12 protein-coding genes are annotated in these 15,216 nt (G+C 66.5%); 8 read left to right on the top strand and 4 right to left on the bottom strand.

Annotated elements, in window-relative coordinates; translation table 11 throughout:
* Nucleotides 1–93: 93 nt before the first annotated feature.
* A complete protein-coding gene (locus tag ABE454_RS01790) occupies nt 94–1,017 on the bottom strand; it encodes a bifunctional methylenetetrahydrofolate dehydrogenase/methenyltetrahydrofolate cyclohydrolase (protein WP_346528421.1) in 924 nt (307 codons plus the stop codon).
* 94 nt (nt 1,018–1,111) lie between these two features.
* Here ABE454_RS01790 and ABE454_RS01785 point away from each other — a divergent pair, with 94 nt between their 5' ends.
* Genes ABE454_RS01785 through ABE454_RS01775 form a run of 3 tightly spaced genes read left to right on the top strand, consistent with a single transcriptional unit; the run spans nt 1,112 to nt 4,788 of the window.
* Nucleotides 1,112–2,926 (top strand): PPC domain-containing protein, encoded by a 1,815-nt coding sequence (locus ABE454_RS01785; RefSeq protein WP_346528419.1) that lies wholly within the window; start codon nt 1,112–1,114, stop codon nt 2,924–2,926.
* Nucleotides 2,923–3,975 (top strand): type 2 isopentenyl-diphosphate Delta-isomerase, encoded by a 1,053-nt coding sequence (gene fni / locus ABE454_RS01780; protein ID WP_346528515.1) that lies wholly within the window; start codon nt 2,923–2,925, stop codon nt 3,973–3,975. Before ABE454_RS01785 ends, fni begins: the two co-directional genes overlap by 4 nt.
* A 51-nt stretch (nt 3,976–4,026) precedes the next feature.
* Nucleotides 4,027–4,788: a peptidase gene (locus tag ABE454_RS01775; RefSeq protein WP_346528417.1), complete on the top strand. Its 762-nt coding sequence runs from the start codon at nt 4,027–4,029 to the stop codon at nt 4,786–4,788.
* Between the two features lie 149 nt (nt 4,789–4,937).
* On the opposite strand, the gene ABE454_RS01770 is transcribed toward ABE454_RS01775, so the two are convergent.
* The 3 genes from ABE454_RS01770 to hutU are packed head-to-tail and all read right to left on the bottom strand — an operon-like array spanning nt 4,938 to nt 8,668.
* Nucleotides 4,938–5,414: a hypothetical protein gene (locus ABE454_RS01770; protein WP_346528416.1), complete on the bottom strand. Its 477-nt coding sequence runs from the start codon at nt 5,412–5,414 to the stop codon at nt 4,938–4,940.
* 52 nt (nt 5,415–5,466) lie between these two features.
* The gene (gene hutH, locus ABE454_RS01765; protein ID WP_346528414.1) at nt 5,467–6,999 is read right to left on the bottom strand and encodes a histidine ammonia-lyase; all 1,533 of its coding nucleotides are present in this window, start codon (nt 6,997–6,999) and stop codon (nt 5,467–5,469) included.
* A gap of 4 nt (nt 7,000–7,003) precedes the next feature.
* Nucleotides 7,004–8,668 carry a urocanate hydratase gene (hutU, locus tag ABE454_RS01760; protein WP_346528412.1) on the bottom strand — a complete coding sequence of 555 codons (1,665 nt, stop codon included), beginning with the start codon at nt 8,666–8,668 and terminating at the stop codon, nt 7,004–7,006.
* An 86-nt stretch (nt 8,669–8,754) separates the two neighbouring features.
* Here hutU and ABE454_RS01755 point away from each other — a divergent pair, with 86 nt between their 5' ends.
* The 5 genes from ABE454_RS01755 to ABE454_RS01735 all read left to right on the top strand — a co-directional run bounded on the left by ABE454_RS01755 (nt 8,755) and on the right by ABE454_RS01735 (nt 15,099).
* Nucleotides 8,755–9,456 (top strand): UTRA domain-containing protein, encoded by a 702-nt coding sequence (locus ABE454_RS01755; RefSeq protein WP_346528513.1) that lies wholly within the window; start codon nt 8,755–8,757, stop codon nt 9,454–9,456.
* Between the two features lie 5 nt (nt 9,457–9,461).
* Nucleotides 9,462–10,352 (top strand): agmatinase family protein, encoded by an 891-nt coding sequence (locus ABE454_RS01750; RefSeq protein ID WP_346528410.1) that lies wholly within the window; start codon nt 9,462–9,464, stop codon nt 10,350–10,352.
* Nucleotides 10,352–11,569 (top strand): imidazolonepropionase, encoded by a 1,218-nt coding sequence (gene hutI, locus ABE454_RS01745; RefSeq protein WP_430825423.1) that lies wholly within the window; start codon nt 10,352–10,354, stop codon nt 11,567–11,569. The genes ABE454_RS01750 and hutI overlap by 1 nt, the downstream gene beginning before the upstream one ends.
* Before the next feature lie 165 nt (nt 11,570–11,734).
* Nucleotides 11,735–14,299 (top strand): DNA methyltransferase, encoded by a 2,565-nt coding sequence (locus tag ABE454_RS01740; RefSeq protein WP_346528406.1) that lies wholly within the window; start codon nt 11,735–11,737, stop codon nt 14,297–14,299.
* Nucleotides 14,230–15,099, top strand: a complete 870-nt coding sequence (locus ABE454_RS01735; RefSeq protein ID WP_346528404.1) for a type IIL restriction-modification enzyme MmeI — start codon at nt 14,230–14,232, stop codon at nt 15,097–15,099. The genes ABE454_RS01740 and ABE454_RS01735 overlap by 70 nt, the downstream gene beginning before the upstream one ends.
* Nucleotides 15,100–15,216: the final 117 nt, after the last annotated feature.

The raw sequence follows: 15,216 nt of genomic DNA, 5'->3' as shown, positions 1-15,216 counted from the left end.
AAGCTCCTGCGCGGCGGCCCTCATGACCGCTGACCGCTAATGACTATCGGGGCCGAAAGGCTCCGCTTCAAGGCTGGATTTTTGACGCAGGCCTCAGCCGTTCAGGTCTTCCGGCGCCACGCCCGCCGCACGGCAGGCGGCGGTGTAGGTGTTGGCCAGCAGGCAGGCGATGGTCATCGGGCCGACGCCGCCCGGAACCGGGGTGATGCGCCCGGCGACCTCGACCGCTTCGTTGAAGTCCACGTCGCCGACGACGCGGGTCTTGCCCTCCGCCGCCTTGACCGGATCGCGCGAGGGGACGCGGTTGATGCCCACGTCGATGACGGTCGCGCCCGGCTTGATCCAGTCGCCCTTGATCATCTCCGGGCGGCCGACGGCGGCCACCAGAATGTCGGCGGTGCGGCACAGGGCGGGCAGGTCGCGCGTGCGCGAATGGGCCACGGTGACGGTGCAGCTTTCGCCCAGCAACAGTTGCGCCATCGGCTTGCCGACGATGTTGGAGCGACCGACGATCACGGCGTTCAGGCCGGACAGATCGCCCAACTGATCCTTCAGCAGCATCAGACTGCCCAGCGGCGTGCACGGAATCATGCCCGGCAGGCCGACGGCCAGACGCCCGGCGTTGACGACATGGAAGCCGTCCACGTCCTTGTCCGGCGAAATGGCGTCCAGCACGGCGGCCGAATCGATGTGCTTGGGCAGGGGCAGCTGCACCAGCACGCCGTGGATGCCCGCATCGGCGTTCAGCGTCGCGATCAGGGCCAGAAGGTCGGCTTGAGTCGTTTCGACCGGCAGACGATGGGTGTCCGACCGCATTCCGGCCTTCAGCGTCGTCTCGCCTTTATTGCGGACATAAAGCTGGCTGGCGGGGTCTTCACCGACGATGACGACGGCCAGTCCGGGCTTGACGCTGTGGGCGGATTCCAGCCGCGCAGAGGCCGCTGCGACGCGCTCCACCAGGGTCTGTGAGAAGGCCTTGCCGTCGATCAAAGAGGCGCGTGCGGGATCTACAGCCATAAATTGGCTCCATCTGCCGGGAACTGGAAAGCGTGGCCGCGATTTACAGGCGCTGCGGTTCGGCGTCTATGCTGACGCCAGCAAAGAGGTCTTTATGCGTTATTCCCTGTTCGCGGCGGTCAGTGCGGCCGCTCTTCTGTCCACCACCGCTGTATGGGCGCAATCGGCGACCGACGCCCGGCTGGGCGATGACATCCGCGGACGGCTGGAAGAAGGCGCCTCGCGTTCACGCGGCGGCGATTCCTACCGCTATGCCGACTACCGCGTCAGTCTGGCCGCCGGACAGCGTCTGGAAGCCGAGATGACCTCGGACGATTTCGACACCTATCTGGAAGTCTACGCCGAGGGCGCCATGCGGCAGTCGCTGGCCAGCGACGACGACAGCGCGGGCGATCTGAACGCACGTCTGCGCTTCACCGCGCCGGAAGCCGGGGTCTACATCGTGCGCGCCCGCAACTTCTCGGGCATGGCGACCGGCGACTATCATCTGACGCTGAAGGAGCGCGTGGCGCCGCGCCTGCCGCGACCGGGCAGCATCTCCGTCGGCCGCAACGCCAACGGCCGTCTGGGGTCGAACAGCGCCGAGGATGACGACGGCAAGCGCTATGACGCCTACGCCTTCCGCGCCACGGCGGGCGAGCGGGTCAAGATCGATCTGGAGTCGGATGACTTTGACGCCTTCCTGCGCGTCGGCCGCATCGCCAACGGCGCCTTCATCCAGATGGCCGAGAACGACGACGGCGGCGACGGCCTGAACGCCCGTCTGGTGTTCACGGCGCCGCAGGCCGGGGAATATCTGGTCCGCGCCACCTCCTACAGCGGCTCGGCCGATGGCAACTATCGCCTGTCGATGGAGCAGGGGCCGCCTGCGCCGACCGCGGCGGCCATCGCCATCGGCGACGAAAAGCGCGGCCGTCTGTCGTCCGACAGCCCCACCAGCGATTCCGGCGCCAAGGCCGACCTTTACCGTTTCAGCGGTCGCGCCGGGCAGCGTCTGGCCATCACTATGAAGGCGGATGGTTTCGACACCTACCTCGAACTGTTCGACGCCAACCGCAACAGCCTGGGCACGGACGACGACAGCGCGGGCGACCTGAACGCGCGACTGACCTACACCCTGACCGAGGACGGCGATTATCTGATCGAGGCGCGCGCCTTCTCCAGCGGAGAAGGCCCCTACACCCTCAAGATCGAAGAGATCGCGCCGCCGCCGCCGCCGACCCCCATCGCCTTCGGACAGACGGTCGAGGGCGAGCTGAAGAGCAACGCTGCCACCGACGACGACGGCCGCGCCTATGACGCCTATGTCTTCACCGGAGCTGAAGGGCAGCGCATTCAGGCCGTCATGCGGTCGGGCGATTTCGACGCCTATCTGCAACTGGGCCAGGGCGGCGAAGATTTCGATGAGATCGCCAGCGACGACGACGGTCTGGGGCAGGGCACCGACGCTCGCCTGATCTTCACCCTGCCGGAAAGCGGCGAATATGTGCTGCGCGCCCGCGCCTGGTCGCGCGAGTCCAAGGGTCTCTATTCGCTGGAGTTTCTTGATCTGGGCGGCGAACCCGCGCCGGGCAGCCTGATGATCGGCTCGACCGTGCGCAGCCGTTTGACCGAACGGGCCAGCATCACCGAGGACGGCGTCTATTACGACGCCTATCACTTCAAGGCCAAGGCGGACGAAAAGCTGCGCTTCACCCTGATCGCCAGCAGTTTCGATGCGGTGGTCGAGGTCGGTGAAGAAAAGGACGGCGACTACTTCAAGCTGGATGAGGACGACGACAGCCTGTCCGACACCCACGCCCGCCTGAACTGGACCGCGCCGCGCGACGGGACCTATGTGCTGCGCGCCCGCAGCTATGGCTCCAACGCGACCGGCGACTATGTCCTGATCACGGAGCGCCAACCCTGAACGAGGTCGCAGACGACGCCGCTGCGGCCCTGATCCTGGGCCGCAAGGACCAGCACCTTGACGTGGTGCTGGCGGGCGGCGGGCGTCATGCCCTTTCGGCGGGCTTCGATGACTGGCGCTTTGTTCACGAAGCCCTGCCGGATCTGGATCATGCGCGCATCGATCTGGGCGTCGACCTGCTGGGGCGACGTCTGCGCGCGCCGTTCCTGATCAGCGCCATGACCGGCGGTCCGGCGCGCGCCGGGGCCATCAACGCCCGTCTGGCCGAGGCGGCCCAGCATCTGGGCATCGCCTTGGCCGTCGGCTCGCAGCGCGCGGCGCTGGAAGGCGGGGCGGCGGATGGTCTGGATTTTTCGCTGCGGCTGAAGGCGCCGGACACGCCGATCCTGGCCAACATCGGCGCGGCCCAGCTGACGCGCGGCTTCGGCCGGGACGAGGCGCGCCGCGCGCTGGACATGATCGGCGCCGACGCCCTGGTTGTGCATCTGAACCCGCTTCAGGAGGCCTGCCAGCCGGAAGGCGACCGCGACTGGTGGGGCGTGGGCGCGGCGCTTCAGGCCCTGATCCGCGATCTGGATGCGCCGGTTATCGTCAAGGAGACGGGCGCAGGCATCTCCGCCGTCACGGCCCAGCGGCTGATCGCCATGGGCGCGGCGGGCGTGGATGTGGCGGGGGCGGGCGGCGCCAACTGGGGCCTGATCGAAGGCGAGCGGGCGACCGATCCGGCCGACAAGGCCCATGCCCTGGCCTTCGCCGACTGGGGCATACCCACCGCGCGCTCGCTGGCCGAGACCCGCAACGCTCTGCCGGACGCCCTGTTGATCGGGTCAGGCGGGGTGCGCGATGGCGTCGATGTGGCCAAGGCGATCCGGCTGGGCGCCGATGTGGTCGGCATGGCTTCAGGCGTCATTCAGGCTGCGACTGTATCAACGGAAGCGGTCATTGAGCGTTTCCAGCTGGCCATCCGACAACTGCGTACCGCCTGTTTTTGCGTAAACGCTTCAAATTTAGCGGCGCTGAAACGAGTTCCATTGCTTCCTGTCAAATAAGTCGGGCATTTCCGCCCCCTGAGTTTTTGCGTCGCACCCAAGGAGATTCCCATGCGCGCCCTGCTGATGACGTCGATCCTGACGTCCTCCCTGCTTCTGGCCGGCGCCGCCGCCGCCCAAAGCACCATCCGTCCCGGTCAGACGGTGACGTCCAGCTTCAGCAGCAAGGACGCCCGCATGGACGACGATTCGCACTACCGCTGCTATATCGTCCAGACCCAGCCTGAGATGGTCTACACCGTCACCATGCGTTCGGATGATTTCGACGCCTACCTGATGGCGGGCATGGGCAGTGACTGCGATGAGACCAGCATCAGCAACGACGACGGCCCTGACATGGGCACGGACGCTCAGCTGCGTTTCCGTGCAAGCGGGGGTCCGTGGGTGATCCGCGCCAATACTCTGAGCGGCGATCAGACGGGCTCGTTCCGTCTGTCGGTGTCTGAAGGTCAGCGCCTGCGTCCGACGACCCAGATCGTACCGATCACGGTTGGCGAAAGCCATCAGGGCCGCCTGGAATTCAGCGATCGTCAGGCTGACGACGGCTCCTATTACGACTGCTACGCCCTGACGATCAGCCGTGCGGGCAAGGTGGCGATCCGCATGGATTCGTCGGAGTTCGACTCCTATCTGGCCCTGCACGAAGGGCCTCAGTGCGACGGCGACAATATCGCCTCGGACGACGACAGCGGCGGCGGTCTCAGCGCCATGATCGTTCAGGAGCTGCGCCCGGGCTCCTATTCCTTCCGCGCCAACAGCCTGCGCGACAGCCAGGAAGGCGATTATACGGTGACGGTCACCACCATGCGGTGATCAGAAAAAGGCCCCGGCGAAACCGGGGCCTTTTTTATGGGCTGGGCGACCTTGAAACATGGTCACGACCGTTCAATCCCGCTCATCCCGGCGGCCGCCGGGATGAGCGGAAACCAGGCAGCGGCGCCAAACACCGATGTGAACGCGGCCTATTGGACAGGATCTTGGGCGGCTGGGCCATCCAGCGCGGAAATGCGCGCCTCGCGCTCGGCCTGATAATCGGGCCGGGGCGCATCAAAGCCGAAGCCGTAGTCATCCTGTCCCAGTTCCGGCCGTGGCGGCGTCGCCATGGTGATGACCGGCGGAACAGGCGCTGCAACCGCTTCATGGGCCAGGGCGGGCATCAACTCCACCCAGGCGCTTTCGAGGGCGCTCTCGTCAGGATCGCCCAGCGGCGCCAGGCGCTCGGGATCATGCTCATAACCGTCGCGCAACTCGCCCACCGTCAGGATGGAGCCCTGCGGCAGGTCGGGTTCGACCGGCGGCACGACTTCGACGGTCACGCCGTAACCTGAGGCCCGCCCGCCATGCGCGGCTGATGTCGAGTTCCACATGGCCCAGCCCGCTGCGCCCGATCCCGTCAGGATCAGGGCGGCGGTAGCCAGAATGGCGGTGCGCTTGTTCACGGCGGCGTCCCTGCGTTCGTCGCCGCTACGAAAGCGCTCAACCGCCTTGAGTTCAAGCCGACGGCAACAGATTTCCGGCGAAGGCGCGATAGCGGCCTGCGCGGACGCCTTCGGTCGCACGGGCGATGTCCGGTGCGAAATAGCGGTCTTCGGTGTAGGGACCGCAGGCCTCGCGCACGATGGCGTAGGTCTGCTCCAGCTCCGACGACGAGGTCAGCGGACGGCGGAACTCGATGCCCTGCGCGGCGGCCAGCAGTTCGATGCCCACAACGGTCGCCGTATTGGCGGCCATGTCCAGCAGGCGGCGGGCGCCGTGGGTGGCCATCGAAACGTGGTCTTCCTGATTGGCGCTGGTCGGCACGGTGTCGATGACGCAGGGGTGGGCGACCATGCGGTTCTCGGCCACCAGCGCCGCAGCCGTCACCTGAGCGATCATGAAGCCCGAGTTCACGCCGCTGTCCTTGACCAGGAAGGCGGGCAGGTCGGTCATCTTGGGGTCGACCAGGATGGAGGTGCGGCGCTCGCTGATGTTGCCGATCTCGCACAGGACCATGGCGATCTGATCTGCTGCATAAGCAACGGGTTCCGCGTGGAAGTTGCCGCCCGAGATGACGTCGCCGTCCTCGATGAAGACCAGCGGATTGTCGGTCACGGCGTTGGCTTCGCGCTCCAGCATGGCGGCGGCGTTGCGCAGCACGTCCAGCGTCGCGCCCATCACCTGCGGCTGGCAGCGCAGGGAGTAGGGGTCCTGCACCTTGGCGCAGTCGTGGCGATGGCTGTCGCGGATGGCGCTGCCGCTCAGCAGTTCGCGCAGGCGACGGGCCACGTCGATCTGACCCGGCTGGCCGCGCAGGGCGTGGATGCGCGGGTCGAACGGCGCGTCCGAACCCAGCAGGGCGTCGACCGACAGACCGCCTGCAGCGATGGCGGCGGCGAACACATCTTCGGCAGCGAACAGGCCGGTCAGGGCCAGCGCCGTCGAGCACTGGGTGCCGTTCAGCAGGGCCAGGCCTTCCTTGGGGCCGAGTACGACTGGCTTCAGCCCGGCTTTGGCCAGCGCTGAAACGGCGTCCAGCACCTGACCCTGATAGCGGGCCTCGCTGACGCCGATCAGGACGCACGACATATGGGCCAGCGGCGCCAGATCGCCCGAGGCGCCGACCGAGCCCTTGGACGGGATCAGCGGCAGAATCTCGGCGTTGACCATGCCGATCAGGGTCTCCAGCGTGTGACGACGTACGCCCGAGGCGCCCTTCGACAGGCTGGCGATCTTCAGCACCATCAGCAGGCGGGTGGTGTCCGCGGTCAGCGGCTCGCCGACGCCGCAGGCGTGGCTGAGCACCAGGTTCTTCTGAAGGGTTTCAAGGTCTTCCGCCGCAATGCTGGTGTTGGCCAGCAGGCCGAAGCCGGTGTTGATGCCATAGACCGTGCGGCCTTCGTCCAGGATGGCGGCGACGGTCGCCGCGCCCTTTTCGACATTGGCCCAGGCGGCGTCGGTCAGGCTGACCGTGACCGGGCCGTTCAGGGCGGCGCGGAGCTGGGCGAGGGTGAGCGGCGAGGCGCCGATTTCAATCGTCGTGGTCATAATCTTACAGGTCCAGCGAGGGCAGGTTCAGGTCATGTTCGCGCGCGGCGTCCCTGGCGATGTCGTATCCGGCGTCGGCGTGACGCATGACGCCGGTGGCCGGGTCGTTCCACAGCACGCGCTCCAGACGCCTGGCGGCTTCATCCGTTCCGTCGGCGACGATGACGACGCCCGAGTGCTGGCTATAGCCCATGCCGACCCCGCCGCCGTGGTGCAGCGACACCCACGAAGCGCCCGACGCCGTGTTCAGCAGGGCGTTCAGCAGGGGCCAGTCGCTGACGGCGTCCGAGCCATCCATCATGGCCTCGGTCTCGCGGTTCGGGCTGGCGACGGAGCCGCTGTCCAGATGGTCGCGGCCGATGACGATGGGGGCGCTCAGTTCGCCCGAAGCGACCATCTCGTTGAACATCAGGCCCGCACGGTGACGGTCGCCCAAACCGATCCAGCAGATGCGCGCGGGCAGGCCCTGGAAGGCGATGCGCTCGCCCGCCATGTCCAGCCAGCGGTGCAGACCGGCGTTGTCGGGGAAGAGCTTCTTCATCGCTTCATCCGTCTTGCGGATGTCCTCGGGATCACCCGACAGGGCGGCCCAGCGGAACGGGCCGATCCCACGGCAGAACAGCGGGCGGATATAGGCGGGCACGAAGCCGGGGAAATCGAAGGCGTTCTCGACGCCCTCATCGAAGGCGACCTGACGGATGTTGTTGCCGTAGTCGGTCGTGGGGACTCCCATCTTCTGGAAGTCCAGCATGGCCCTGACGTGGGTCGCCATCGACGCGCGGGCGGCGGTCTCGACCGCGGCCGGGTCGCTGACGCGCTTTTCTTCCCACTCGGCGACGGTCCAGCCGGAGGGCAGGTAGCCGTTGACCGGGTCGTGGGCGCTGGTCTGATCGGTCACCAGATCGGGGCGGACGCCGCGCTTGACCATTTCAGGCAGAAGATCAGCCGCATTGCCCAACAGGCCGATCGACAAGGCTTTCTTGTCCTTGAACGATTGCTCCAACAGGGCCAGAGCCTCGTCCAGCGTTTCGGCCATGACGTCGACGTAGCGGGTGCGAAGGCGGAACTCGATGCGGCTGCGCTGGCACTCGATGGTGATGCAGGAGGCGCCGGCCATGGTCGCAGCCAGCGGCTGGGCGCCGCCCATGCCGCCCAGACCCGCCGTCAGGATCCACTTGCCCGACCAGTCGCCGCCATAGTGCTGACGACCCGCTTCCATGAAGGTCTCATAGGTGCCCTGAACGATGCCCTGGGTGCCGATGTAGATCCACGACCCGGCGGTCATCTGGCCGTACATGGCCAGACCCTTCTTATCGAGCTCGTTGAAGTGATCCCAGGTCGCCCATTTGGGCACCAGGTTGGAGTTGGCGATCAGCACGCGCGGCGCGTCGGCATGGGTGCGGAACACGCCGACCGGCTTGCCCGACTGGACCATCAGCGTCTCGTCGGCCTCCAGCTTCTGCAACTGGTCGACGATGGCGTCGAACGCCTGCCAGTTGCGCGCCGCCTTGCCGATGCCGCCATAGACGACCAGATCCTCGGGACGCTCGGCCACCTCGGGGTCGAGGTTGTTCATCAGCATCCGCATGGCGGCTTCGGCCGCCCAGGTTTTTGCAGTCTTTTCCGGCCCGCGCGGGCTACGGATAATGCGAGTGTTGGGCGTGGACATCGAATCCTCCATGCGGCTTCGGCCGTCGAATGTTGGGCTCAGTGTTATGTCTAGACATTAATGCGCGCAAGGGGCAGTTTCGCATGATGGATCAGGAGCCGCTTCATCGTCGCATCGCGGGCGACATCGAGCGCCGCATCGCCTCTGGCGAGTGGCGGCCGGGTTTCCGCATCCCGACCGAGGCCGAACTGACGACGGAGTACGGTTGCGCCCGCATGACGGTGTCGCGCGCCATGTCCGACCTCTCGGCGCGCGGGCTGGTGGTGCGCCGCCGCCGCGCCGGAACCGTTGTGGCCCATCCGCCGGTGCATTCCTCGGCCCTCGTTTCCATTCCCGACATCCAGTCCGAGGTCGAGGGCAGGGGGCTGGCCTATTCCCACCGCCTGCTGGGCCGGATCGTGCGCCCGGCCGGTGAGGACGAAGAAGGTCTGGGCGAACGGGTGATCGAACTTCAGACCCTGCATCTGGCGGACGATCTGCCGTTCGTGTTCGAGCGCCGCCTGATCTGCCTGTCCGCAGCGCCAGAGGCGGAGGCCGCCGACTTCACGACGCAGCCGCCTGGCGGTTGGCTGTTGGCCCACATGCCCTGGACTGAGGCCGAGCATCGCATCTCGGCCGTCGGCGCTGATCATGAGACGGCGGCGGGGCTGGGTCTGGCCGATGGCGCGCCCTGCCTGCGGCTGGAGCGCCGCACCTGGCGCGACGGTCAGGGCGTGACCTGGGCCTCACAGATTTTCCCCGGCGCGGCCTATGATCTGGTCGCGCGCTTTTCCCCGACTAAAGGATGATCCCCATGAGCGAACCGTCTGAGGCACTCGGCTGGCGCTCTGTCGGCGATCTGGTGGGCAACCATCCTGACGCCCGCGTCGCCCTGATCGGCGCGCCGCTGAACGAGCGTTCGCTGACGCCGGGCCGTTGTGACCTGGGCCCCAAGACTCTGCGCGCCGTGCTGCCGCGCCTGTCGACCTATGATGTAGAGACGGGGCTCGAGCTTGAGATCACGGTCCACGACGCCGGGGACGTGGCGTTGAAGGCCGTCTCGCCTTTCGACGCCTTTGAGCCGGTGCGCGATGCGGTGGCGGCGCAGGCTCACCGAGACCTGACCATCTTGGTCGGCGGTAACAACGCCATCACCCGGCCGGGCGCCCATGCTCTGGGACTGGACCGCGTCGGCGTGCTGACGCTGGACGCCCACTTCGACCTGCGCGACACGGATCAGGGCCTGACTAATGGCAACCCGATCCAGGCCCTGCTGGACGACGGTATGGACGGGCGCCGCATCAGCCAGGTCGGCCTCGCGCCCTTCGCCAACACCCGCCGCGCCCATGAAAAGGCTGAGGCGGCGGGTATCAGCGTCCGCACCGCCCGCGAGTGCCGCCAGCGCGGTCTGGCCAACGTCGTGGTCGAGGAACTGGAGCGTCTGTCATCCCTGTGCGAGGTCATCTACGTCGACTTCGACATAGACGTGATCGACCGCAGCCAGTGGCCCGCCAGCCCCGGCGCGCGGCCGGGCGGAGTGTCGGTGCACGACTTCTTCGATGCTGCCCGCGCTATCGGCGCTCATGCCAAGGTGCGCGCCGTCGACCTGACGGAATACGACCCCTCGCTTGAAGTCGGCGACCTCGGCTCCCTGACGGCGGGGCGCTGGTTCTGTGAAATCCTGGCTGGAGTAGCCGCACGATGATCGACGCCGATCTGCTGATTACCGACTGCCACGTCGCCGCCATGACCGAGGGCGGCGCCCCCTATGGCGCGATCGAGGACGCCGCCATCCTGATCAAGGACGGGCGCATGGCCTGGATCGGGCCGCGCGCGGACCTGCCTGTGCACAAGGCTGTGGAAACCGACCGTCTGGGCGGGCGCTGGGTCACGCCGGGGTTGGTCGACTGCCACACCCATCTGGTCTTCGGCGGCGACCGCTCGGGCGAGTTCGAGCGGCGGCTGGAGGGCGCGACCTATGAAGAGATCGCGCGTGCCGGGGGCGGCATCGTCTCGTCCGTGCGCGCCACGCGCGAGGAGAGCGAGGATCAGCTCTACGCCTCGGCCCTGGCGCGGCTGGAGGGGCTGAAGGCCACCGGCGTCACCACCGTCGAGATCAAGTCCGGATACGGTCTGGATCACGACAGCGAGCTGAAAATGCTGCGCGTCGCCCGCCGCATCGGGCGCGAGGCGGGGGTGCGGGTGCGCACATCCTATCTGGGCCTGCACGCTGTCCCGCCGGAGCATAAGGCCGACCGCGCCGTATATGTGGACAAGGCTGTGGATGAGATTCTGCCCTCCGCTCACGCCGAGGGGCTGGTCGATGCGGTGGACGCCTATTGCGAGCCCATCGCCTTCTCGGTCGAGGAGGTCAGCCGCCTGTTCGACAAGGCCGAGGAACTAGGCCTGCCGGTCAAGCTGCACGCCGACCAGTTGTCGGACGGCGGCGGGGCGGCGCTGGCCGCGCGCTATCAGGCGTTGTCGGCCGACCATATCGAGCACACGACCGAGGCGGGCGTGAAGGCGATGGCCGAGGCGGGCGTGGTGGCCGTGTTGCTGCCCGGCGCCTTCCTGATGCTGCGCGAGACGCAGGCGCCGCCGATCGCCCTGCTGCGCCAGCATGGCGCGCGCATGGCGGTGGCGACGGACTGCAACCCCGGCACCTCGCCGGTCGCCTCGATGACGGCTGCGATCAACCTGGCCTGCGTCCAGTTCCGCCTGACGCCGGAAGAGGCCTTGGCGGGCGCCACACGCAATGCGTCCCGCGCGCTAGGGTTGCACGATGAGATCGGCACGGTGGAGGCGGGCAAGGCCGCCGACCTGGCCGTCTGGGACATCAGCCGCCCGGCGGAACTGGCCTATTGGCTGGGCAAGCCGTTGCTGCATCGCCGCTATCTGGCGGGACGCGCGACCCAAGGCTGAATGGTCTGATTGTGTATGACGCCCCCGGCTTTCTGAAAGAGCCGGCGTGAAGCTGTCGCGTCTCTTGCGCGGCGGTTCAGGTTGTGTGTTCGTCGAACACAAGTAATAGTTGAAACATTTTACATATTTCCGTTATGGGTGAGTTCTTCGCGGGAGGGACCACCTATGGACGTCGAGACTTTTATTGCGCGCTGGAGCGAGGCGACGATCAGCGAAAGGGCGAACTGTCAGAGCTTCATCATCCAGCTATGCGCTGTCCTGGGCGTCGCGGCGCCGGGGCAGCAGGCGGTCGGGGACCGCGATTACTGTTTCGAGCGCGCGGCGAAATTTCGGACACGGAGCGGCGCTGACCACAGCGGCTTCATCGACTGCTCCAAGCGCGGCGCTTTCGTGATGGAGATGAAACAGTCGCCCAAACGCGCGCCGGGCGGTGATCTGGATGTGCGTCAACTGGCGACACTTCTGAACGGTCGCGGGCGAAAGGCGCCGCAGGCAGGCAAGCAGGCCCTGGACCGCCTGATGAGCCGGGCTCGGGTTCAGGCTGAACACTATGCTGCGGCCCTGCCTGAACGCCCGCCGTTCCTGATGATGGTCGATGTCGGCGTCGCCATTCACCTGTGGGCCGATTTCGAGCGGGAGGGTAAGGGCTATGCGCCTTTTCCGGATGTGGACAACAGCCGCATTGATTTGACAGATCTGCGCGATCCGAAGATCAGGGAGCGTCTGCGTCGGGTGTGGGACGACCCACGCAGTCTTGATCCGCAACGCTCGATCACTGAGGCGACACAGGAAGTCGCAGGCCTGCTCGGGCAACTGGTCCGCTCCATGCGGGCGCGGGCGCTGCATGATCCGATGCACACATTTCAACCGGTTACGGATCGCCGCATCTTCATGTTCGTGATGCAGTGCATCCTGGCGATGTACGCCGACAGCGTGGGCCTGATCCGTAACCGGGGATTCCTGACGCTGCTTGAAAGCTATCGCGGTCATGCTGCCCGCTTTCATCTCAGCGCCACGACCGTATTTCGCAGCATGGCGCAAGGCGGGCACTGCGCCGCCCTGCGACAGGACGTGCCTGCGTTCGGCGGCGGCCTGTTCCGCGAAGAGGCGGCCCTGCCGCTTAGCGAGGTGGATCTTGAGGTGTTGATCTGCGCGGCCGATTGCGACTGGTCGGCGGTCGAGCCGGATGTCTTCGGAACCTTTCTGGAGCAGGCGCTGGAACCCGGCGACCGCGTGGAGCTCGGCGCCCACTACACGCCCAAAGCCTATGTGCAACGGCTGGTCGAGGCGACCGTCATTGAGCCATTACGTACCGACTGGGAGGCGATCGAGGCATGCGCTTTGGCGGACTTCAGCCGGGGCGATGCGACGACCGCCCGAAAGGCCGTGCGTCGTTTCCATCAGCAATTGTGCAAGGTCAGGGTTCTCGATCCGGCCTGCGGCGCCGGCAACTTTCTCTATGTCGCCATGACCATGATGAAGGATCTGGAGCGCCAGATCCTCGGCGCCCTGAAGGAACTGGGAGGCGACGCATCTGACGCGGCGGTATCACGCAGGGTCGGGCCGGATCAGTTCTGGGGCATTGAGAAATCCGATCACGCCGCCTCTATCGCCGAAGTTGTGATGTGGATCGGCTACCTGCAATGGCGCATCCGCAACGGAGAGGCGCCGTCGCAGTTGGCCTGTGCCGGCGACCTGGCCCCAAGGCGCGGACGCGAGCGGATCATCAGGGCAGACGCCCTGCTGGTGTCGGCGGGTGAAGACCTGCGCCGCGATGCGCGCGGGCGGCCGATCAGCCTGTGGCGGTTCAATCAGGAAACAGAGGTCGTCCATTATCGCGATCCCCAGCCGACTCAATGGCCCGTGGCGCACTTCATCATCGGCAACCCGCCCTTCATCGCAGGCAAGAATCTGCGTCGCGATCTGGGCGACGGTTATGTCGAGGCCCTGTGGCATATCCGGCAAGGGCGTTTCCGCTCGGCCGATCTGGTCATGGCGTGGTGGGATCGCGCGGCTGAAATCCTGACGGCGCGCAAGAGCCCGTTGCGCCGGTTCGGCTTCATCACCACCAACTCCATCACCCAGACCTTCTCGCGTCGGGTGCTGGAACATCATCTGAACGGCGAGCCGCCCATGCGGCTGGTCTTCGCCATTCCCGACCATCCGTGGAGCAAGGGCGCAGCACGGGGCGCCGAGGTTCGCATCGCCATGACGGTGGCCGAGCGCGGGGCGCCCAACGGGCAGGGGCGCCTGCTGACCGTCCGCGAAGAGCAACTGGATGCGAGCGGGATGATTGTCCCTCAGTTTGATGAACAGCGCGGCGACATCGGCGCTGATCTGACCATCGGCCGCGCTTTGTCCAGTGCACAGCCGCTGAGGGCGAACGCCCTGCTGTGTTCGCCGGGCATGAAACTGCACGGCGCGGGCTTCATCGTTTCTGCACGCGAGGCGGCAGGACTGACGGAGGATGCGACCGACGCGCCGCCGATCCGCGCCTATCGCAACGGGCGCGATCTGGCGGCCTGCCCCCGAGGCGCGAAGGTGATTGACCTGTTCGGCCTTGATGAAGCGGAGGTCCGGCGTCGCTGGCCACGGGTCTTCCAACATCTAGCAGACACGGTGAAGCTCGAACGCGACCGGAATATCGCGACAACTGGTGGGTGTTCGGCGAGCCTCGGGGCGCCTTTCGCGAGGCTCTCAGCGGGCTGCCCCGCTACATCGCCACGGTAGAGAAATCCAAGCACCGCTGGTTCCGCTTTCTCAATGCGGATGTCCTGCCTGACAATACGGTGGTGACGATCGCCTCGGACGATCCGCGCGTTCTGGGGGTGCTGTCGTCGCGGGCGCACGGCGTCTGGGCGCTGGCGCAGGGCGGGCGTCTGGAAGATCGGCCCGTTTACAACAAGAAGGTCTGCTTCGACGCCTTTCCCTTCCCTCCGCTGGATGCCTATGCGGGGCATGAGATCGGCGTCATAGCCGAGCAAATCGACACGCTGCGCAATGAGATCATTTCCCGGGACCGCTCCGTGACGATGACGGCGCTCTATAATCAGCGAGATTCAGATCAGTTCGGGCTACTGGGGCACCTGCACCGGCGTCTGGACGGCGTGGTTCATCGCGCTTACGGCTGGCGCGCTGACATGACGGATGAGGATACGCTGGCGGCTCTGCTGGAGTTGAACGGGGTCCGCGCAGGGCAGGAGGCGAGGGGGGAGGTCCTCTTTCTGCGTCCCGACTATCAGCAGGATCGTGTGAAACCGGCGCGTCGTTCCCGAGTCGTGTCGTCGCCGTCCCCATCTGCGGTCGAGCTTCGCCCCTTGCCGGAGACGGCGGAAGAATTGGCCGCAGACGTTCTGGATATTCTGCGGTTGGAGGGCGGGCCGCTGTCGCTGCGGGAACTGTCGAGCCGTTTTTCCGGACCCAATGGTCGCCGCAAGACAGACCGCGTTGAGCAGATGCTGGCGATTCTGGCTGTTGTGGGATCGGTCCAGCGGGCGGGGCAGGAATGGTTCTCGCCGCGCGGCTTCTGATTTGACCTAGCCGTAGGCTGCGGCGATCATTAAGTCCTATGAGGGCGGTTCCGGCGGGGCCGCCCTTTGCTTTACCGAAGAATTCCAGCCCCGATCGACGGCGCGCCGCGTCGGTCG

The organism is Brevundimonas diminuta, from assembly GCF_039673845.1.
Taxonomy (GTDB): Bacteria; Pseudomonadota; Alphaproteobacteria; order Caulobacterales; family Caulobacteraceae; genus Brevundimonas; species Brevundimonas diminuta_E.
Note: the sequence above shows the minus strand (reverse complement) of the source record. Positions and strands in the feature narration are given on the sequence as shown.

Coding starts and splice junctions, on each gene's coding strand:
- hutU (WP_346528412.1), bottom strand. CDS start 8,668: ATGTCCACGCCCAACACTCGCATTATCCGTAGCCCGCGCGGGCCGGAA.
- ABE454_RS01790 (WP_346528421.1), bottom strand. CDS start 1,017: ATGGCTGTAGATCCCGCACGCGCCTCTTTGATCGACGGCAAGGCCTTC.
- ABE454_RS01785 (WP_346528419.1), top strand. CDS start 1,112: ATGCGTTATTCCCTGTTCGCGGCGGTCAGTGCGGCCGCTCTTCTGTCC.
- ABE454_RS01775 (WP_346528417.1), top strand. CDS start 4,027: ATGCGCGCCCTGCTGATGACGTCGATCCTGACGTCCTCCCTGCTTCTG.
- ABE454_RS01740 (WP_346528406.1), top strand. CDS start 11,735: ATGGACGTCGAGACTTTTATTGCGCGCTGGAGCGAGGCGACGATCAGC.
- ABE454_RS01750 (WP_346528410.1), top strand. CDS start 9,462: ATGAGCGAACCGTCTGAGGCACTCGGCTGGCGCTCTGTCGGCGATCTG.
- hutH (WP_346528414.1), bottom strand. CDS start 6,999: ATGACCACGACGATTGAAATCGGCGCCTCGCCGCTCACCCTCGCCCAG.
- ABE454_RS01755 (WP_346528513.1), top strand. CDS start 8,755: ATGGATCAGGAGCCGCTTCATCGTCGCATCGCGGGCGACATCGAGCGC.